15 protein-coding genes and 1 pseudogene are annotated in these 21,809 nt (G+C 40.1%); 3 read left to right on the plus strand and 13 right to left on the minus strand.

What is annotated here, in order from left to right; all coding sequences use genetic code 11:
- Positions 1-6 precede the first annotated feature (6 nt).
- A complete protein-coding gene (locus tag AC5JMK_RS27135) occupies positions 7-1,170 on the minus strand; it encodes an AAA family ATPase (RefSeq protein ID WP_495911404.1) in 1,164 nt (387 codons plus the stop codon).
- A gap of 458 nt (positions 1,171-1,628) precedes the next feature.
- On the opposite strand from AC5JMK_RS27135, the pseudogene AC5JMK_RS27140 reads away from it, so the two are divergent.
- Positions 1,629-1,946: pseudogene (locus AC5JMK_RS27140) on the plus strand (CheR family methyltransferase); the annotation flags it as partial.
- A gap of 507 nt (positions 1,947-2,453) precedes the next feature.
- Positions 2,454-4,700 carry an ATP-binding protein gene (locus AC5JMK_RS27145; protein ID WP_495911412.1) on the plus strand — a complete coding sequence of 749 codons (2,247 nt, stop codon included), beginning with the start codon at positions 2,454-2,456 and terminating at the stop codon, positions 4,698-4,700.
- 197 nt (positions 4,701-4,897) lie between these two features.
- On the opposite strand, the gene argJ is transcribed toward AC5JMK_RS27145, so the two are convergent.
- From argJ to AC5JMK_RS27195, 10 genes are all read right to left on the minus strand, one after another.
- The gene (gene argJ, locus AC5JMK_RS27150; protein ID WP_495911405.1) at positions 4,898-6,139 is read right to left on the minus strand and encodes a bifunctional ornithine acetyltransferase/N-acetylglutamate synthase; all 1,242 of its coding nucleotides are present in this window, start codon (positions 6,137-6,139) and stop codon (positions 4,898-4,900) included.
- Between the two features lie 800 nt (positions 6,140-6,939).
- Positions 6,940-8,415: an Asp-tRNA(Asn)/Glu-tRNA(Gln) amidotransferase subunit GatB gene (gene gatB / locus AC5JMK_RS27155; protein WP_495911406.1), complete on the minus strand. Its 1,476-nt coding sequence runs from the start codon at positions 8,413-8,415 to the stop codon at positions 6,940-6,942.
- A 418-nt stretch (positions 8,416-8,833) separates the two neighbouring features.
- Complete coding sequence (gene ada / locus AC5JMK_RS27160; protein ID WP_495911407.1) at positions 8,834-9,895, minus strand: bifunctional DNA-binding transcriptional regulator/O6-methylguanine-DNA methyltransferase Ada; 1,062 nt, start codon at positions 9,893-9,895, stop codon at positions 8,834-8,836.
- Between the two features lie 540 nt (positions 9,896-10,435).
- Complete coding sequence (locus AC5JMK_RS27165) at positions 10,436-13,000, minus strand: WD40 repeat domain-containing protein (protein ID WP_495911408.1); 2,565 nt, start codon at positions 12,998-13,000, stop codon at positions 10,436-10,438.
- A gap of 7 nt (positions 13,001-13,007) precedes the next feature.
- Positions 13,008-14,873, minus strand: coding sequence for a P-loop domain-containing protein (locus AC5JMK_RS27170; RefSeq protein WP_495911409.1), 1,866 nt, complete (start codon positions 14,871-14,873; stop codon positions 13,008-13,010).
- Positions 14,874-14,955: 82 nt separating this feature from the next.
- Positions 14,956-15,621 carry a DNA-3-methyladenine glycosylase family protein gene (locus tag AC5JMK_RS27175; protein WP_495911410.1) on the minus strand — a complete coding sequence of 222 codons (666 nt, stop codon included), beginning with the start codon at positions 15,619-15,621 and terminating at the stop codon, positions 14,956-14,958.
- A gap of 206 nt (positions 15,622-15,827) precedes the next feature.
- Positions 15,828-16,922, minus strand: coding sequence for a phosphotransacetylase family protein (locus tag AC5JMK_RS27180; RefSeq protein ID WP_096676126.1), 1,095 nt, complete (start codon positions 16,920-16,922; stop codon positions 15,828-15,830).
- A gap of 188 nt (positions 16,923-17,110) precedes the next feature.
- Positions 17,111-17,485, minus strand: coding sequence for a type IV pilus biogenesis protein EbsA (ebsA, locus tag AC5JMK_RS27185; protein WP_096676125.1), 375 nt, complete (start codon positions 17,483-17,485; stop codon positions 17,111-17,113).
- A gap of 387 nt (positions 17,486-17,872) precedes the next feature.
- The gene (locus AC5JMK_RS27190) at positions 17,873-18,376 is read right to left on the minus strand and encodes a DNA-processing protein DprA (RefSeq protein WP_096676124.1); all 504 of its coding nucleotides are present in this window, start codon (positions 18,374-18,376) and stop codon (positions 17,873-17,875) included.
- Between the two features lie 119 nt (positions 18,377-18,495).
- A complete protein-coding gene (locus AC5JMK_RS27195) occupies positions 18,496-18,753 on the minus strand; it encodes a helix-turn-helix domain-containing protein (RefSeq protein WP_495911411.1) in 258 nt (85 codons plus the stop codon).
- A gap of 409 nt (positions 18,754-19,162) precedes the next feature.
- Here AC5JMK_RS27195 and AC5JMK_RS27200 point away from each other — a divergent pair, with 409 nt between their 5' ends.
- Positions 19,163-20,041: a DUF4388 domain-containing protein gene (locus AC5JMK_RS27200; RefSeq protein WP_096676122.1), complete on the plus strand. Its 879-nt coding sequence runs from the start codon at positions 19,163-19,165 to the stop codon at positions 20,039-20,041.
- 141 nt (positions 20,042-20,182) lie between these two features.
- On the opposite strand, the gene AC5JMK_RS27205 is transcribed toward AC5JMK_RS27200, so the two are convergent.
- Together AC5JMK_RS27205 and AC5JMK_RS27210 are read right to left on the minus strand one after the other, a co-directional pair.
- Entirely contained in the window at positions 20,183-20,593 is a 411-nt protein-coding gene (locus tag AC5JMK_RS27205; protein ID WP_096676121.1) for a ChuX/HutX family heme-like substrate-binding protein, read from the minus strand.
- A gap of 66 nt (positions 20,594-20,659) precedes the next feature.
- Entirely contained in the window at positions 20,660-21,613 is a 954-nt protein-coding gene (locus tag AC5JMK_RS27210) for a PhoH family protein (protein ID WP_096676120.1), read from the minus strand.
- Positions 21,614-21,809: the final 196 nt, after the last annotated feature.

Genomic DNA, 21,809 nt, shown 5'->3' on the forward strand with positions numbered 1-21,809 from the left:
ATTGGTTTACCCATTGTTGTTACTGTACTTCACTAGATTAAGAAACGCTATAGCATTGGTAGATATTTTACAAGCTAGAACACCTATGAGTTCAATTGGCGCTTTTCTAATCTGTTTTCTAAATGCATTAATACTTTTAATAAAATCTTTAACGTTGGTTAATCCTTGATTGGCAAATGGTTTTAAATCTGATGGAATAATTAGATAATCTGCGGCTATCAAGGCAATTTTGGCATACAAATTTAAAGAAGGTGGAGTATCAATCAACACAACATCATATTCATTTTTTACTTCCTCTAGTTTGTCAATTAGTATTAATCTGCTATACTCAAGTGCGTTCAATTCTGTTTCTTGTCTTATTAAATCAATGTGTGCAGGCACAACATTAATTTCAGGATTGCTAAAATTGGATTTTCTAGCAACTTCTGCGATAGAATAAAAGTCTTCTGATGATAATACATGAAAAATATTAGAATCTTTTATATCATCAAATTCTTCATCGTCAAATTTAACTAAACCAGTAGCAAATGTAGTGTTAGCTTGACTATCTAGATCAATTACTAGGACTCTTTTACCTCTTTTCCTGATAGCAGCTGCTAAATTAACTACGGTAGTTGTCTTACCTACACCACCTTTGTTATGGTAAACCGCAATTATTTTCATTGAATGTTGCTCCTTGATTGTCATTGAAATATTATTGGAAATAACTGAAGCTTTAAAGTTATTTAAAATATCTTTGTTATTCAAATTTTCTCTACCAATTAATTTTTTAATTTCTTCTATTTTTGTATTTATTTCTTTTCCCGAACAGGAAAAAACTAACTGAATATCATATAGTAATTTTTGATAAACTCTGATTTCTTTGCCATTGGTTAACAAACCATATTGCACATTCAAGCTTGTTAAATAATGCCTGAGTCTGGGAACGTGATTATTTAAGTTCTGTTTAGGATGCTTGGCCTCCATAACCACACTTAGTGGTGAGTTAGCATCTATAACGAAGGGAAGGGCTTGTGCAGCAAATGCTAGGAAGTCTAAGCGTATGCTACCAAGTGCAACCTCTTGATGCCAGGTGTCTGGAGTATAACCAAGCTGTGGTAGCAAATATTGCACTATGAGTTTGCTTTCAACTTCGCTTTCGTTACGGCACAGATCAGGATCAAAAGGCAAATTATTTACCTCTAAAAAATTTAGTTCGTTGTAAAATACACACGTTTGATTATGCCATACTATTACTGATTTAGTTTTAGTATAAATATTATTTAAGTAATTGTAAAACAATGAGATATATAATTAGAAAATTTTGCTAATACATATTCTGAAGATATACATATTATTTAGTTAGATAATGGCGCTTAGGGTAAACGCATCTAATTTCTGAAATGACTTATCCGTAAGCCTTTAAAGCAACTAAAAAGTCTCAAAACGTTAGCGTGTTTGCAGCAGGGTAAAAATTTTATGCAAACCCCAACGGTTATGTTAGAAAAATCTAGAATTTTTCCGAAAAAGTGCAGCAGAAAATCTCACAAGTCGTAATTTCATCAAAATCTTTAATTATGATAGGACTTTCGCATGGACTTGGTGTACACCGTAGCCTTGCCAAGGGGGGATGAAATGTAACCAAAGCCAGATCCGGCATTTATGCAGAGAATCAAATGGTGGAGGTCTCACCAGAGCGCCGCCGCAGATTCTTTAATGCCATTGAGGGCGGTGGATATCAAATTAACAAAGCTGTACGCGAACTGTGTGTGTTTGCCCGACAAGATTTGGGCAGTGACCCCCCTTTTTCCAACTTAGATCTCATTAGTTGTCGGAATGTACTGATTTATTTGGACGAAACGTTGCAAAAACGGATACTGCCCATCTTTCATTACAGTCTCAACCCGACTGGCTTTCTGCTGCTAGGGACTTCAGAAAGCGTAGGTAATTATTTGGAGTTGTTTACTCTGATTGACAGAAAGTATAAAATCTATGCCAAGAAGCTAACTGCAACTCGTCCAATTTTTTCGTTCGTTACCAGCAATTATCCGATCGCAAAACTGGACGAACCTAAGCCTCGCAATGAGAATCCATCGAATGAGTTTGATTTAGAGAGAAAAATTGACCAACTGATTTTGAATCGCTACGCCCCAGTGGGTGTGGTGATCAACGACAAAATGGAGGTGCTGCAATTTCGGGGAGAAATCGATCTCTACCTCAAACTTTCACCCGGCAAACCGAGTGTCAATTTATTCCAAATGGTGCGCTCCTTCTTGCTCGTCGAGTTACGCGCTACAATTTATCAGGCACAACGGCAAAAAATTCTAGTTAGAAAGGAAGGGTTACGGATTGAATCGGGCGCTCAATCAAGAATCGTCAATCTTGAGGTGATTCCCTTCCAGCCTGCCACTGGTGAAGAACTCTACTTTCTGGTTTTATTTGAAGAAGCTCTACCCACAGTTAGCAACCTTAGCATGGTAAATCCTGAGAGCCACGAGACGGGAGATTTAGAGCGTGAGATTGTTCGGCTCAAGCAGGAACTCGCAACCGCCAAGCAAGAGCGAGCTGCGACTCAAGAATATCTGCAAGCGCTGATCCAAGAGCAGGAACACATCAATCAAGACCTAAAAGTTGCCAATGAAGAAATCCTCTCTAGTAACGAAGAGTTGCAAAGCACCAATGAGGAGCTAGAAACTGCCAAAGAAGAAATTCAGGCAACCAACGAAGAACTCAACACAACCAATGAAGAACTTCGCTCTCGAAATACAGAATTACACCAAGTTAACAACGATCTCACGAATTTGCTTGCCAGTATCAATATTCCCATTTTGATATTGACTTCGGATTTATGCATTCGACGTTTTACGCCAATGGCGCAGCGGCTTTTCAATTTAATTCCCACCGACGCTGGACGACCACTCAGCGACATCAGAGCGAATCTCGATATTCCTGACTTAGAAACTCTCATTTTGGAGGTACTCGACACACTCAGCATCAAAGAATTAGAAGTCCAAACCCTGGGGGGACATTGGTACAACCTCCGCATCCGTCCTTATCGCACCACAGAAAACCAGATTGACGGTGTAGTGTTGGTGTTAATAGATATTGATGTTCTTAAACGCAATACAGCAAAATTAGAACAAGCCCGCAATTACGCTGAAGCAATTGTGGAGACGGTACAAGTGCCGTTAATCGTGCTTGATGTTGATTTGCGGGTGAACAAAGCCAATCGCTCGTTTTATGAAACATTTCAAGTTTCACCATCAGAAACAGCGCAATCTCTGGTTTTTGAACTAGGGAACGGTCAGTGGAACCTGCCTGGATTACAACAGCTCCTAGAAGATATTCTTGCCAACGATACCAGTATTCAAAAATTGGAGATAGAGCATTGTTTTGAGCGGATTGGGCAAAAAACCATGTTGCTCAATGGTTGGAAAATTATTCAACAGGGAAATGCTCAAATGATTTTGCTGGCGATTGAAGATATCACCGAGCGCAAGCAGTTTGAGTTAGAGCGATCGCAGCTATTAGCACAGGAGCAGTCAGCTCGTCAACAGGCGCAAATCGCCAACCAAGCTAAAGATGAATTCCTGTCAAACCTCTCCCATGAACTTCGTAACCCACTTAATACTATACTGGGTTGGGCGCAACTCTCCCGCACCCGTGATTTCGATTCTTCAGCAGCCACTCGTGCCTGGGAAGTGGTGGAGCGGAGTGCTAGGGTGCAAGCTCAGTTAATTAATGATATGCTGGATGTTTCGCGGATTACGAGTGGAAAGCTTCATTTAAACACTCGTCTCATCGATCTAGTTTCAGTAGTGAATGCTGCAATTGAGTCTATCCAATTAGCAGCAGAGGCGAAAACCATTCAAATTGTTTCACACTCTTCCCCGGCGATAGTTGTCGGAGATTTTGATCGCTTACAGCAAGTTCTGTGGAATTTACTTTCTAACGCTATTAAGTTCACTCCATCCGGTGGGCGAGTCGAAATTACGCTCGAACCTATAGATACTCACGCCCAGATTCGAGTCAGCGACACAGGAATTGGCATCCCGGCAGACTTGCTGCCGCATGTGTTTGAGCGTTTCCGCCAAGGAAATTCCAGCAGCAACAAAACGAGTCAGGGACTTGGATTGGGCTTGTCAATTGTCCGTCATCTTGTCGAACTTCATGGTGGAACAGTTCAAGTGCAAAGTCTAGGTGAGGGACAAGGAACCACGATCACCTTCAGGCTGCCTCTGCGCTCAATGCCACCGGAGATTACTGCACCAACTTATTTAGAGCCAAGCGTTTTGTCAGGGACTGTGGATACATTAGATGATAAAAATCCATCCCTTACCCTTAAAGGATTATGCATCCTGGCTGTAGATGATCAAGCTGATAGCCGCGACTTAATCAAGTGGATGTTAGAAAACTCCGGGGCTGAGGTAGTGGTTGTGACATCGGCAAGAGAAGCGATCGCTGCTCTAACTGAATCTCCTGGCAGATATGATGTGCTTATAGCAGATATTGGGATGCCAGAGGAGGATGGTTACTTCCTGATTCGTCAGGTGAGAGAGCTTGACGCAGAAGCGGGAGGACAAATTCCAGCAGCGGCAATCACTGCCTATGTCAGCGAGCAAGAGCGGCAAATGGCAATTGATGCTGGGTTTCAAATGCATCTGGCTAAACCGTTTGACCCTAATCAATTGGTATTAATGATTGCAAACTTAAGTGGATGAGTCACAGTATGACGCTTCGATGCCTTCACAACGGCTAAAAGCCAAGTACGAACTTCCTCATAGCTTTTAAATCTTTCTGGCTATGACAATTCTTTTTTGATTAGCGATCGCACATCCAATGGAATGCTTTTTGATCGTCCTGGACTCTTTTTTTGTTCCAATAGGCGGTTTAATCCTAGAGCCAATTACCAATTACCTTAAGTTGTATACTCGGCGTTAATCTTCACATAGTCATAACTTAAATCACAACCCCAAGCTTTACTGGAACCATGACCACTGCCTATGCTTACAGAAATTAATACGGTATCTTCTTTGAGATACGCACCCGCAGCAGCTTTTTGTAGATATTGACTTGCTGCTTTCCTGTCAAAAGCTAGGGGTTGACCATTTTCCATCATTAAAAAATTACCTAACTGAATTCTTAGATTTTCTTGTTCAAAAGGTACGCCAGCACGTCCCGCAGCCGCCGCAATCCGTCCCCAGTTAGGATCGTGTCCAAAAATCGCAGACTTGACTAAAGAAGAACCAGCAATAGTTTTGGCAATTTGACGCGCTGCTTGTTCATCCTGGGCGCCACTTACTTGCACTTCCACCAGACAAGTTGCACCTTCGCCATCACGGGCGATCGCTTTTGCTAAATGCTGACACACTGCTGTTAACATCGCTTCTAATTTTTCGGCTTCGTGTCCCATTTCGGTAATTGCTGGAGTGCGGGATTCACCGTTGGCAAGGGCGATTAAGCTATCGTTGGTACTAGTATCACCATCAACGGTAATCGAATTAAAACTTCTATCAGCAGCCCTACTCAACATTTGCTGCCAAAGATGAGGGGAAACGGCTGCATCACAAGTGACAAATGCCAGCATGGTAGCCATATTCGGATGAATCATCCCAGAACCTTTGGCAATACCACCAATTCTGACTGGGCGATCGCTTATTGTTGTTTCTAGGGCAATTGATTTTGGTACTAGATCTGTAGTAATGATGGCACCTGCGGCAGCATCGGAACCACTATCAGACAGTGCTGCTACTAGTTGGGGAATTCCAGCTTTGAGTTTATCCATCGGTATACGCTGCCCAATTACCCCAGTCGAAGCCAGTAGGATAGAATCACTGCGGAGATTTAAGGCTTGAGCGATCGCCATCGCCGATTCTAGGACATCCAACCAACCTTGCTCACCTGTTGCAGCATTTGCCTGTCCGGCGTTGCAAAGAATCGCACGGGCGTTATGTTCTGCTTGCAGATGTTGGCGACAATAATCTACACATGCTGCTCTGACTTGAGTCGTTGTAAATACCCCAGCAGCGATCGCTTCTACGTCTGACACTATCAACGCCAAATCTGGCAATCCTGAAGGTTTCAATCCCGCCTTAATTCCAGATGCCCGATACCCTCTCGGTGCAGTCACACCACCAGTAATCTCATGCCAGTCTGCCATGATTTCCCCCTTGCAACTATTACTCGGCTGACTGGCGATTATACCAAGGATTAGTCCTTTGTCATTTGTTATTTGTCATTTGTAACAACTAGCAACTATGTGATTAATGACCAATAACAAAAAAAATAGAGAGCCACTTGGGCAGCTCTCCAGATCATCAGGGTGCATCTACATAACACAGTATACCATTTTCGGGGTGTGGGGCAATACACCTTAATTAACTTCTTTTGTTTTTGGTTAAATAACCGTATGTAGCAAAGATAATAAGCAAAAACCAGGAAAAATATTTTTTGTTGCTAGTTATTGAATCATACTGCGATCGCAACAGATAAAAAAAAAGAGAGCCTTTTGGGCAGCTCTCCAGATCATCAGGGTGCATCTATATAACACAGTATACCATTTTCAGAGTGTGGGGCAATACCCCTTATTGAATTTTTTATCAAAGTTTCCTGAAAAATCTCCGTAAATGCACTATTGAGGAGAACAACAGTTCGTTTTGCCATTCTAGTTCTTCAAAGATACGTAGTAAATAACCTGGGTAAAAATTCATCAAATAAAAATTAAACAAAAAAACAGAGAGCCACTTGGGTAGCTCTCCAGATCATCAGGGTGCATCTAACTAGCACAGTATAGCATTATTGGCATGAGGGGCAACACCCCTTTTTTAAAAAATTTTTTGGGATTGGGGATTGGGGATTGGGGATAAGGGGTAATGGGGATTGGGTAAGAGACTTGTTAAATTATTCCCCTTTGTCCCCCTTATGCTCCTTGTCCCCGATTCCTGATCCCCAATCTCCAACTTACGCATTCAACTTTTTCTCTACCAATTGGTTAGTCAACTTGGGATCGGCGCGTTTGTTGGTCTTTTTCAGGACTTGTCCCACGAAAAAGCCTTTGAGATTGACGTTACCGTTGCGGTACTTCTCTAATTCTTTGGGATTTGCAGCAATCACTTCATCAATGATGGGTTCGAGGACGCTGGGGTCACTGATTAACTCTTGACCTGCAAACGCTTTTTCCGGAGAAATACCACTCAGCAAATCGGGCAATTTTTCTTTAGCTTGGGCGTTGCTAATTTTACCCTTTTCAATTCGACTGATGACGTCGGCGAGATTGACAGGAGTGAGGGCGATTTCGGTGATGCTGAGTTTATTTTTGTTGAGATAAGCAGCGATATCTTGAGTAATCCAGTTAGCAGCAGCTTTGGGGTTAGCACCAAGAGCGATCGCACTTTCAAAGTACTCAGCAGTAGGGCGTTCCTCAGTCAAAACTCGCACATCGTAGGTTGAAAGACCCAACTCATCTTCATAGCGACGGCGTTTTTCGGCGGGAAGTTCCGGTAATTCAGATCGCCATGTAAGTAATTGTTCGTCTGATACTTCTATTGGTGCTAAATCTGGTTCTGGGAAGTAGCGATAATCGCTAGAACCTTCTTTAATCCGCATACTAATTGTGCGTTGAGCGCCTTCTTCCCACAAGCGAGTTTCTTGGATAATGCGTTCACCCGCTTCTACGGCTGCAATTTGGCGTTCAATTTCGTATTCAATCGCCCTTTGGATGGCGTTGAACGAGTTCATATTTTTAATTTCTACTTTCGTGCCAAATTTTTCTTGACCGACGGGACGCACGGAGATATTTACATCACAGCGCAGTGAACCTTCTTGCATATTGCCATCACTGACACCGAGATAACGCATGATCCGGCGTAACTCTTGAGCGTATTCAGCTGCTTCTTGTCCAGAACGTAAATCTGGTTCGGAGACAATTTCTACTAACGGCACACCTGCACGGTTGTAGTCTACCAAAGAATAGGAGGAACCAGAAAGGCGATCGCTACCTGCATGTACTAATTTCCCTGCATCTTCTTCCATGTGCAGACGAGTAATCCCAATTTTTTTACGCACAGGATTACCATCTGCATCTACTAATTCAATTTCTATCCAACCATGTTCGGCAATGGGTAGATCATATTGAGAAATTTGATAATTTTTAGGAAGGTCAGGATAAAAATATTGTTTGCGATCGAACTTGCTATACTCAGCGATTTGACAATTCAGCGCCAAACCTGCTTTAACGGCGTATTCTAGAACTTTTTCGTTGAGTACAGGTAATACACCAGGCAAACCCATACAAACGGGGTCAATATTGGTATTAGGATTAGCCCCGAATTCTGTGGAACTAGAAGAGAAAATTTTAGTTTTGGTACTCAGCTGACAATGGGTTTCTAGACCAATAATCGCTTCGTACTCTGTTTTTACAGTCGTAGCAGCAGTCATAAAAACACAAATTATGGTTAATGCTCGTTCAGGCTACTATTTTAGACTGGGATGGACTGTGCTTGAATACGGTTTTTTGGTAGAGCAAAGCGTACTATTGGTTCACCATATTAATTTTGATGGGTTCGTAGTGAGCGCTTAAGCGCTCATAGATATAGAGGACTTTAGTCCTCACTACAAACCAGTGTGATCGCACCCGACAAGAAACTTTGGTTTAGGACTAGCGATCGCCCAACAAATCGCAATGTAAGTCAATGCATTAACAATGTAAGTCAATACATTAACAATGTAAGCCGATACATTAACAATGTAAGCCGATGCATTAACAATGTAAGCCGATACATTAACAATGCAAGTCGATGCATTAACAATGTAAGTCGATGCATTAGCATTGCAGCTTGTTACTCAAATTTGCCACTCAAGATAAACTTCCTGCTTCTTGTGCTAACAAAAATTGTTTGCGTTCAATACCCCAGCGATAACCACCCAAGCTACCATCAGAACGGATAACGCGATGACAAGGGATAACTAAAGATACAGGATTTGTCGCACAAGCACGCGCCACAGCCCTAACTGCACTTGGTTGACCGATAGATTGAGCAACTTGACTATATGTTTGCGTGCTACCACTGGGAATTTGACGCAAAGCTTGCCAAACTTTGGCTTGAAAAGCTGTAGCTTGGACATCAAGGGGTAATGTAGAAAGATGAGAACTCGCCTGTTCGCCATTTAAATATTGTAGGAGAGCAATTATCCACTGACTTAATTTATCTTCATTTAGCTCACAACGGTAAATCTTAGCAGTCGGAAATTCTTTGAGCAAAGCAGTTTCTAATCCTGTATCAGAATCACCCAGACTCACCATGCAAATTCCATATTCAGTACCAGCAACCAGCAAATAGCCCAAAGCAGAATCTACAATCATGTAGTTGATGACCATACCATCGCCGCCGCGTTTGTACGTAGCGGGAGTCATACCTAATTGTGTTTTTGCACACTCGTATGGATGACTAATTGAGCCATAACCTGCATTGTAAATGCTATCGGTGACGCTGCTTGCGCTTTTAAGTTCTAATTTTAAACTTTGCATTCGTTGTGCTTGTATATACTGCTTAGGTGTGACACCCATAACTCGCTTAAACGTTCGCTGCAAGTGAAAAGGGCTAATATTCACCTGGGTGCTGAGTGTTGCTAAAGTTAATGAATTTGTAGATTCGGCTTCGATAATAGCGCACACACGCCGCACCATTTCTGTTTGCGGGTCTATTGGGTTTTGCGGATCACAGCGCCGACACGGACGAAAACCCTCATCTTCAGCTATTTGCGACGATGCAAAGAAAACAACTTGCTCTCTTCGCGGCTTGCGGGCAGCACAGGATGGACGGCAATATATATTAGTAGAGCGCACTGCATACACAAATACACCGTCCAAGCGAGTATCTCTGTTTAATACAGCTTGCCAAAACTCTGCTTCATGCATGGATTTATTGCAATTTCAAATTTATAGATTGTGAATGCACACAAATAACCCGTCTTAATACTGCTCGGATAAGTTCAAAAAATCCGTCTGCGATTGAAATCGCAGTCTCATAGCTTAAAGTCTGCTTCAGCAGACTGTTTGATTCATTAGAATCGTCTCAAGACGGTTCGGTTAAGAATTTTTTGTCATAATTTTGGGTATGTAGAGACGTGTAGCAAGATCCCGCAGGATAATTTCACCTCTCTACAGGGTTTAGATGTCAATCGATTAGACATCTCCGAAGCGTATTGAGAGTCGTCTTTAGACGAGTTGTGCTATTAGCTAAGGGTTTAAACCCAAGCGCGGTATATTAAAAAAACTGGGATACTCCCGTAAACATGCCTAAAACCCTTACCAATGACAAATGACGACCTCAACTAGTTAGCTTTATTTGTGCCGACTTACTTAACTCACCCACACTCCCAATCATAAGCAAAGCAAACAAATTGAATCTATCTGAATCTTGCGGTCAAACTTTGCGATTTTTGTATTTTTGCATCCTCAAGCTTCTCTTACTTCCTCCAAGCGCAAAAAATGCACTTTCCCTGATTCCTCTCCAGCGACAATTGTCACTCCGTCTGGTGCAACAGCGTAGCAGCGTAAATCGCTATCACCACTAAAACTAGCAATAACCTGCTTACTTTCTAAATCCCAAAGTTTGATAATGTTGTCTCTCCATGAACCGGAAATTAATCGTTTACCATCAGGGGTAATAGTAACTTTATCTACATAATTTTTATGACCTTTGAGAGAGAAAAGTTCTAACCTTTTTTCTAAGTCCCAAACCTTGATAGTTTTATCCTTGGAAGCAGAAATTACCTGTTTGCCATCGGGAGTTACGGCGACAGATGTTATCCAATCGCTATGACCTTTGAGTGTGAATAATTCTTTACCAGTTTTGAGATTCCAGACTTTTAGAGTCTTATCAATTGCACCAGAAATCAGGCACTTATCCTCTGAAATAATGGATAATGATGTTACCCTACCACTATGACCTTTAAGGGTAAAAAGTTTTTTCCTAGTTTTTAGATTCCAGACTTCGATATTTTTATATAAACAAGAAACCACTTGCTTGCCATCTGTTGAAATAGCAACATTCCTAGATTTAAATTGAGTAAACCAAAAACAAGCAACTGCCACTAAGAACGTGAAATAATAATAAAACTCAAGCCAAGATAAATTAATGTTTAATATTATACTTAGAAATTCTCTAAATCTCCAAAATAGCCAAATAAATATGATAAAAAGTATTATTACTACACTAAATATAGAAGGAAGATAAAATAGAAATTTACCTGTTTCTAAATTCCATAAACTCAACATTGCTTTCCCAGTATCAGAAATTAAATACTTGCTATCTGGAGTGATAGCGATAGTGTGGAATGCAAAATTTTCTTCTTTATCTTCTTGATTATGAATGGAAATAACTTCGTGAGTTTCCAGATTGAATACTGTTATGGTTTTGCCTAATGAGGTAGAAACCACACGCCTACCATCTGGAGTTACTTCAATAGCATCTACGGAATCTGTCTGATTTATAAAAGGCAATATTTTTTTACTATTTTCCCACTTCAAAATATTTTCTAAATTACAGTCATTTTTAGAGATATTTTCATTATCTAATAATTGGATATCACTAATAAAAGTAAATTTTTCTTCTTCCTCACTTGCTATACTCCAAACTTTGAGAGTTTTGTCTTTTGAGGCAGAAATTGCCCATTTACCATTAGGTGTGACTGCGACTGAGTTTACTGAACCAGCATGACCTTCAAGGGTAAATAACTCTTTAGATTTTTCCCTATCCCAAACTTTCAGAGTTTTGTCTGCTGAAGCAGAAACTATCCGTTTACTATCTGGGGTAAGTGTGACAGCTTTTACCCAATTGTTATGCTCATTAAGTGTGAAAAAATCTTTCTTATTAGTTAGCTTACCTGAAGACTTGAAATATTTTCGCTTAAAGTTTTCTAAATTAAAAATTTCCAGAGTTGCTCCGTAGGAACCAAAAACTACCCACTTGTCATCTTGGGTAATAGCAAAAGTATTTACTGAGTTACCACCAGTAGAACTAAGTTTTTTTTTCTTTTTAGTTTTTAGATCATATATTATAAGATCCCAATGAGGGGTAGAATGATATTGTTCATGTTGACCACCATGAATATAAGGATAATACGCACAAAAAATTACCCACCTATCATCATGAGTGATGGTGACTCCTTCAATGGAGCGATCATTTATAGTAGAAATTTCTTCACCTGTTTCCAGATTCCATTCCTTGATAGTTTTATCAGATGAACCAGAAAATAATCGCTTGCCATCGGAAGTAACAACAATAGCATTTACTGAACCTTGATGACCTTCGAGAGTAAAAATTTCCTTTCCTAGTTGCAAATCCCAGATTTTTATAGTCTTGTCTTCTGAAGCAGAAATCACCCCCTTACCATCTGGTGTTACCACTACAGCAGTGACTGCTTGAGTATGACCTTCTAAGGTAAAAATTTCCTCACCTGTTTTCAGATTCCAAACTTTGAGAGTATTGTCAGATGAACCAGAAATTATTTGCTTACCATCAGAGGTAACAGCGACTGCATTTACCGAGTCATTATGACCAATAAGTGTGCGTAGCAACCGCCCATCAGCACGAGTTAAGCTGGATGTGAGAAGACGTAACCAACAAGTTTTACTCTGTTTTGCTTGTGACAGCATTGCTTGAATCTCTGGTATGTCAAAGCTGTGCAAGCGTCCCCATAATTGCTCAACCAGTTGTGTTTTGTCTTTATTCAATATATGCGCTGACTGTAATAATGCAGCTTGAATCAATTTCAGAGTCTCGGCTTTTTCCCCAGCAATCAAAACAGATGGCTCAAAGACGCGGTCATAATCTTCAATGAGTTCCTGTAATTTAATCTCAGGATGCAAAGCTTTGGCGGCGATAAAACCAAAATCCGTCAGCAACTCATACAGACGCTCAACCTGTTGAGACTGCGCCAGTAGTTGTGGTCTTGTCTGCAACCTATACAGTTGACTTCCCAGAGATGAGCGATTTAAGGATTCAGCAAACTTACTCATTGCAATATCACGACTGCGTCATCATTTTAATAATTCCTTGCAGCGTTATTCCCGCACGCTTCACAGTCTTCTCATTTCGTAAAAAGTCGCGGAAACTACTGTGATATAAACTATAAAATGTTTGCTGATATTTCTCTTCTTCTCGCAAAAATTGGCTCCACTCGTCGAGTACTTCTTGTACTCTCAGACCTAGTTCTTTCTCTTGTTGATCATTAGCAATGAGAATTTCTACTATCTCCTCAAAAGGAATCGGTTGGGGGGATTCCGACAAAATGTATACAATTTGAATTTTAAATAGCGGTTTAGGTTGAGCATTCATCCCCATGCGTTCCCAGTGCTTGTAATAGTAGTCTTGTAAGTCACTAGGCAAATCCTGAATTTTTAAATCTGAGTATTTGCCGTTCTCAATATCATCAAACACATAGCGGAGGTATATAAAGTTTCTTTCACTTTTTTTCACCAGCGTTGAAACTAATTCCTCTTCAGTTGCACCTCGGCTTTTGATCCAGTCTGCTACCTTGTTGATGCGTTGGCGAATATATGTTTCTACATCTTTTTCATTGTCTGAGGGGTACTGCATCAGGTCAAACAACTGCTTGTCCCTCACCTGCAACGGTAATTGGTCAGGAGGCAATGGTCGTTTAGTGACAATAAAATAAACTTTATCTGGTAAAATGCTAGGCAGATAAAGGACATTAGCTCCTGGACTTTGGCTACTTAAGTCAACTTCATCTAGTGCATCCACAGCAATTACTAATTTTTCACCAGACTTAAGTTTTGCACTCACTTCAGTCAGTAGCTTGGAGAGAAAGTTACTATTACAAGTGTTTTCTGGACGAATTTCTTTGTCGTAATTTAGCTGATAGGTTTCAATTAGCTGAGTGCAGATGCTTCGGAGAAATTGTTCAGCGTTGGTTATCCCTTCATTACGCTGGTTGAAATAGACAATGCAATCATTGCGACGAACAAATTCTGCCAGGATAGAACTTTTGCCCATCCCTGGATCGGCTTTAATGATAAAGTAACCTTTAGACTGCTTGTAGAAAAACTGCGAAATCTCCCGAAAAACAAATACCCGCCCGACAAATCCGTCAGTCTTATCTTTAATAATCCATTGAAAATCATCTGGTACTGGCAAACGCCGTATTTGCATGACTGCAACTTTCTTTAATGTCTGTTGTAGTTCTTCTAATTGCTTGACAATCTCAGTATTTTGTGAGTTGCTTTGCTTCAAAGCAGCAGTAATATTCCCCAGTAGCAACAACTGCATCGCCGCGAAAGCTTGACCCCCCTTGGCGGCGTCTTCCTTCAGCACCTCACGCAACGCGCTAGGAAATTTGATGTATAGTGTTTCTGCCAAGTGATCCCTTAATTTCACGTAATTGTGCAATTCTGGAATATGAACGTTATTTGAGTCACACAACCAGTTAATGATTTCTTTCCAAGTTTCTTTATCCAGCACTTGCACCGTTTGGAATTCATCTGCATTGCTCGAGAAAATAGCTAGCAGATGAGTTTCTTCAATACCAGCTTTAGCATCTAATTCTACTCTCCGCGAACCGCATTCAACCGCAAACTTAGGCAGTTGTTTGAGAATTTTTTTCTGGTCTTTGTCGGCTGGGTAATCATTTTTTTTGGCTACCGACTCAATTACCAAAGCGATCGCCTGCCATACTGCTTGTGATAATTCGCGATCGCTCAAAATATCTTTATCTTCACCCAGTCGTTTAGCCAAATCCCCTAGATCATTTGCCAAAATGTTACCAGCAAGACCAGCTACTAAACCCCCAACAGCACCTGAAACCAATGTCCCAGCAATAATCACCGCGCCCATAGCCAGCAATCGCGTTTTAGTCTGTCCCAAATTTGGCATAACAAGAATAAGTAGGATTGACTAAAGATTAATATAAACAGATTTGCTGGTTGTTTTTGATGAATCCGGGAATCTGACCAACTTAAGGCGATGAACCTGGGGAATTTTTTCTTGATTGTGGCGATCGCTCACTTAAATAATAATGCCACAACAACCGCGTCGCTACTGCTCTCCAAGGTCGCCAATTCTCAGCAATAATTTCAATTTCTTGTGGTGTAGGTCGTTGTGCGATTTTCTTCACTTTTTGGATTGCTAGTATTAACCCTAAATCTCCCTTTGGTAAAGCATCTGGTCGCCGTAATGCCATTAATAAATATATGTCTACTGTCCAATCTCCAATTCCTTTAAGTTGTTTAAGGACATTACGAATATCTTCATCACTCATTGTGTTGAGAATATCTAAATCAAGTTGTCCAGCAATAATTGATTCTGCTAACAAGCTTCCATAAATAGCTTTTTGGCGACTAAAACCAATGGTTTTTAATTCTGTATGATCAAGTTGAAAAAACTTTTCGGGAGTAATTGGTGAGATTTTTGCTTGCAATCTTTCAAAAACTGCTTTGGCTGAAGCCAGAGAAACTTGTTGTTCGAGAATGATTTGAATTAGAGTTGCAAAACCTGGTTCTCGTAACCACAATGGGGGTAAGCCAAAAGTATTGAGAATGTAGTCAAGATCAGGATCGTTTGCTGCAAGTACATTCAATGCGTAAGTAAAATTGTCCTCACTTAGGGTTTCTAAATTATTCATTATTCACGCCTGAGATCAATAAAAATTACGATAAAGATATTTTTTGTAAATAAAACACCGATACACACAGATATAGCAATCCTATATGATTTGTGATCATTGCAAAGCAAAGATCCCCGACTTCTTTAAGAACTCGAGGATCTTGTCTTTCACTGTCTTTCACGAATAATTTAGGAATGTTATTTCTTCCAGAGAAAGAGTATAGTTTATGGCAAAGCTGCTGCTGGACTTAAATCTAGGAGACTGAGCAAACGAGCAATATCAAAATGTTCAGCCATAAGATTACGAATACAATGAACTTTAATCGGTTCGTGGACACGTACTTGACCAAAAGTCCGATCAATAATTTCCACAGTAGTCAGAGTATCCAAATCTACTGAGAGAATGGGGATTTCTAGTTCTTCGGCGCGGGTGAGAATAAAATGAGGTGGTGGTAGTTGTCCAGTCAGAATCAGACATTGGGTGGAAGTTTCCAATGCTGCTTGCTGAATTTCAACGCGATCGCCTCCTGTGACAACCGCCATATTCCGACGTTTGCGAAAATACTTAACGGCGGCGTTCACATTCATAGCCCCAATAGCTAAACTTTCCACCATTAAATCTAAGCGATCGCTGCGACAAAGAACTTCCGCATTCAATTGATGTACCAGTTCGCGGACACTGACACTACGTAACAAGTCGCTTTTAGGCAAAATTCCCAACACAGCTATATCCTGCTGTTCCAAAAATGGACGGATAGTACTATCCAGCGCTGGTATTTGTTGTGCAGGAACATCGTTAATCACGACACCAATTAGGCGTTTTCCTAATCGCTTTTTAGCAGACACTAAAGATTCAACCGAAAGCAGTGATTGATAGCGGCTGACTAAAACCACAGCAGCATCAATAATTTCAGCTACTTGTGGTAAAGACAAGTTAAACAAACTGCCTTCTTCGAGATTACCTGGCCCTTCTAGCAACACCAAATTACCAACTGATATTGGTAGATATTGTTGTGCTAGAGATTGATGATAATCGATATTGTCTTCCCCGCGCAGACGTTTTTGAATTGTGGCTTCATTTAAAGCCAGTATGGATGGTACGATGCGGTTTTCAGGAAGATTGAGACTAGCCGCAATAAATTGGACATCATCCTCAACCATGCTACCAGCAGACTCACTCAAACAGGTGCCTATTGGTTTGCCATAGGCAATATCTAATCCTTTTTGCTGTAGCATATGAGACAAACCTATAACAGTTGCAGATTTGCCACAGTAAGCCTCCGTCGAACCAATTAGCAAATGTTTAGCAGATTTTGGCACACATGCACTCCTAAATTCAAAAGTCGGCACAACCTTTGCTTGGTGTTTCCTCATTTTAGGACTAACCAATGCGATCGCGTTGTTGCAAGAGAAGACATTAGGGGATTGGGGAAAAGGGACAAGGAGGACAACTAATCAGTTAACAGTAAACTATTAACTGTTAACTGATTCATGCCCAATCCCCAATATCATTCATCTATTCGTAAGAGTTTACGGTAAAAAGCCTGAGAAAAATCAGTGAGGCGATAGCGTTTGTAATATTCCATGATTTCAATTAAAAAATTTATAAACTCGAAGCTAGCCATCATCACTTCATAGTTTAGGTCTGCATTGCCTTCAAACTGGACTCGACAACGGGTCAGGTCTGAGGGTAGGGTAGCAGTATTCCAAGTCGCCACAAAAGGAATATTCTCACTGCCTTCTATTTTGCGCTGTCCTTCTAAAATACCTTTGTGATAGAGACTGATGGCGTAGGGTAAAAAATTACGCTTGCTGCTTTGAATGTATGGCAAGTAGACATTAGCCTGTTGTGGCGTAGCAGGTTGAAGTTGCTCAAAAGACATACCAAGTATTCCTTACGTTGATTGACAAACGAGCATTTTAGTGGTTATAAATATCATTCCCAAAAAAGTATTTTGATACACACTTGATTTGGGGATGGGGGATTGTAAATATAGTAAAAATGGCTAAATAGCTGGACTTTAACAAAAGTACTTATAACCTTTGCCTAATAAAGCTTTTAGCTATTTATAATTCTTAATTTAAAAAATTAAATATTTGTTATTTAGCTTACCTATTAGCAGCAAAACAAACTCAAGGACACTTGCAAGATCAGTTTTTCTGACTCACATGTGTCCATAGTGTTTATGCTTGGTCACTAGTCTTACAGTTGACAGAATTCACTCCTTGTAGTTGCTAAAGGAATGTACTGTTGGCATTACAACCAATGACTAATCAAAGTAAAACAGCGTCACCAATTTTCTATGTTCTTCTGCTTCTTGACAAGTTTGCAACAGAGTACCACTGTCATGAAACGCAAAGCAAATTAATTGCTGGCAACGGGAGACAATCTCCTTATTGCACAGGTAACTAGCCTCTGCGAGAGACAGATGATCGTTACTAGAATTTTCCACCAAATGCATAACTTGTTCTAGTTGCAGGCGAGATTCATAGGGCTGACGTTCCAGACTTTGGGGCAGAATCACAGTTAACAATTTGGGATCTGCCCGCATAGCTCCCTTGATCGCAGCTGAATTAGTACCCGTTGCACCAGAGGTGATGATCTGGTTGCCTGATAAAACCAGGGCATAAGTCATCATCTCAATGAGATTTTGATGCGTAACCGGGACATGACGTGAACCCAATAAGGCGATTCGTTTAGAACCAGTTTGCTGGATGGTCGCCAGTTCTTGGGCTAATGTATCGACGTTAATAAGGTCTATTGACTGGCTCAAAGACGGACGGAATCAGAATTAAACAACCTAGATATTCTACCAGACTCAGAGGAAACGCAAAGCTGCTTTAAGTTATATATTGTTTTTAAACACCTACCCTTGAAAGTTGACTACCTAACTTACTCACCGAATTTTACGCCTAAATCAACGTTAAGCACTCGCTCAATCTTTCTGAGGGTGTCTTCAGGCAAAGCATCTCGTACTCGTTCTGCTTCAATATCATGCCAGTAAGCTCGGCTCATTTGAGCTTCTCCTGCTAAAACTTCGACTGAACGTCCATCAGCTTTTCTTACTTGTCTAATTTTTGCTCCTAATCCTTCGACTTCAACGTCTATGTAGCGTCTGATTTTCACTGTTTCCACCTGTGATATTGTCAATTTTATTTTTAATATAAATCATCGTACGATTATTGATAAATGCCATACGTTGCTCTACTACAGAAATATATTTCGGCTTATGAGTGCAAATCCAAATATTCTCTCAATTAAGATATCAAGCTTAAAATTCAATAAAAATTAACTATGGACTTGATTATATATGCAAATAAATCAAGCAGTAAACCTTCTAGAAGCCTTATATATTGCCATCAAATAAATAAAAATAAAAGATGATACAAATTTGTAAGTAAAAATTTCTATGATTGAGGAATTAAGTTATATAATTTTCCTAACTATAATGCAAAAAAGATAAAGTCTAGCTTTGAAAAAAGCAAGTGAGAAATTTGCAGCGAAGATTATCTCATGGGTGCAAGTTAGGAGAAATAACTATTTTAGAATAATTTAATTAATGAGCTTATCTAGTTCTTTAACAGATTTTTCTTTGGCTGAACTGTTTCAAATCATAGACCAAGGAAGGAAATCTGGTCGTTTAACTGTTTGTAGATTATTAAATGGTAATGCTGGCAAAGCAAAATCCCAATACTACTTTATTTGGTTTCGACAGGGACGTATAGTGGCTGTGTCAAACTCCTTAGATGGGCAAGGTTTAATCACTAAAATCAGCGAACGGAACTGGGTGCGGTCACAATTTTTAGAAAAAATTTTGCTGATGCCGAGAAAAGAAACACCTCTTGGTTTGAACCTCAAAACAGCAGGAATATTGAATGCCGAACAACTAAATTTATTATTTGCCAGCCAAATACAGCAAATTCGAGAGCTTTTTGAAATTCAAAAAGGTGTTTTCAAACTTGATAGTAAAGCACCCATACCAAGTCAAGAGATGACAGGATTAAGCTTGAGAGCAATTGAAGTGGCTTTGATGGCTTTGAGAAATCTGAAAGATTGGAAAACCCTGGCTGAAGCTCTCCCAGAACCTGATTCTGCCATATATAGTATTACTCAAACTAAACCAGAAATTCGTCTACATACTTTGGAGTGGCAAGTCTGGGAATTTGCCGATGGTACTATTTCTTTAGATGCGATCGCCAATCAACTGAATCAACCAATAGCTATTGTTCAGCAAGCAGCTTTTCGGCTGAAGATAGCTGGCTTGATAGAAGAAGTTTCCTTTGTGAAATCTACTCCAGAAATTAGTAAGTTCCCTTTAGATTGTAGATTGATAAATTCTCCTGGTTCAGGAAATAAAAAATCCACAGAACCAGAAATGCTCAAAATAGTTACCTCATTTTTAGACAATCTAGTTGGGTATTTAAGGAGCAATATTTAATAAAACGTGAGCCTGCAAGCCCGCAAGTAAACTGCGGGCTAATAGTCTAAGTCTACTTTTAGTAGACTGATTGAATAAGCTTTTCAACCCACTGCAATCAGTGAACAGTGAACCCACACAACAACCAACTATCAACAACTACTAACTAATTTCAGCTAACGGTACGGGCTGCCAAACTTCTCCATATTTTTCCCGAAGAGTGCGCCAAGCTTCCACTTGTCCTGGTTCATACTCACCTGGTTTACCCCATTGTAAAAATAAACTCAAAGCAGATTCCTGTTTATCATCAAGTAATCGGATAGCGTAAGTCGTGAAGTTACCACGCTTTGCTTCACCTGTTTCAAATTTCACTTGTGTAATTTTGTCCATATTTAAGTGAAATTCAAAACCTTCTGTATGCATATTAGCGTATTTACCCTTGGGTAACTCTGCATAAAATAGCTTTTCGATTTTGCCCCGTGCTTCCAATACTGCGGCACTACTAGTGACAATTAAACGCAAAGTCCCCAAAGTTTCGCAAGCTTCCAAAAATTCTTTTAATGTATTAGTCATTTGTCCTTTGTCCTTTATTATTTGTTATTTGTCCTTAGCCAATGACTAATGATCAATGAGCAATGACTATTTTTCATACTGTTCGTATGCATTAACAATACGTTGAACTAGGGAATGGCGTACAACATCTTTTTGGCTAAATTCACAAAAAGCAATACCTTCAACATGTCTCAAAATCTTGATCGCTACTGTCAATCCAGGTTCTTGATGTAATGGTAAATCGATTTGTGTGATGTCACCAGTTACGACCATACGGGAGTTGAAACCCAAGCGAGTCAACACCATTTTCATTTGGGAAGCTGTCGTATTTTGGGCTTCATCCACAATCACAAAGGCATTATTGAGTGTGCGTCCTCGCATGTAAGCTAAAGGAGCAACTTCAATCACACCTCTTTCCATCAATGATGGTATCTTCTCTGGGTCAATAAATTCATTGATGGCATCATAAAGTGGACGCAGATAGGGATTAACTTTTTGTTGCAAATCTCCTGGCAAAAAGCCAAGTTTTTCACCTGCTTCAACCGCAGGACGAGTGAGAATCAGTTTTTCATATTGGTTAGCAAGAAGCGCCTGTACTGCTACAACTACCGCCAGAAAAGTTTTACCCGTACCAGCAGGTCCGGTACAGAAAATCATGTCATGTTTGTGTAAGGCTTGGATATATTGTTTTTGCCGAAATGTTTTGGCCCGGACTTCTTCACCTCGCCGAGTTTTAGCTAAAACATCTTTTTGTAAGTCTCGCAGTTCATCTTCTCGATGGGTATCTAAAGCTTGACGAGCTGTGAGAATATCAGCACTAGAAACAATATTACCTTTACTCCACAGATATTCGAGCGATCGCACTAATCGACTAGCTAAGTCAACTTGTTTGTCTGTTCCAGAAATATGTAGCTCCTGTCCTCGCAGCACGAGTTTAGCACCTGTTTGCTTGGAAAGAATTTTGAGATTATCTTCTCCTTGTCCAGCTAGAGTGATTGCACTTGCGATGTTCGGCAGTTCAATTGTTAAGGCATCTGCCATAGTATGTACTGTATGAATTCAGTTTTTTATTTCTAATCAATAAAAAATTATTTACAAATTATACGAAAGCCCACCCCTGTTTAGGGATCTTTAGGGGTGGGAACGTCAAAACAAGTAAAAAGTAAAAAGTAAAAAGTAAAAAGAAAGATTCCCACTGATAAATCTGTGGGCTTGAAAAAAGGACACCTTTTACCTT

This window comes from Pelatocladus sp. (assembly GCF_059505505.1).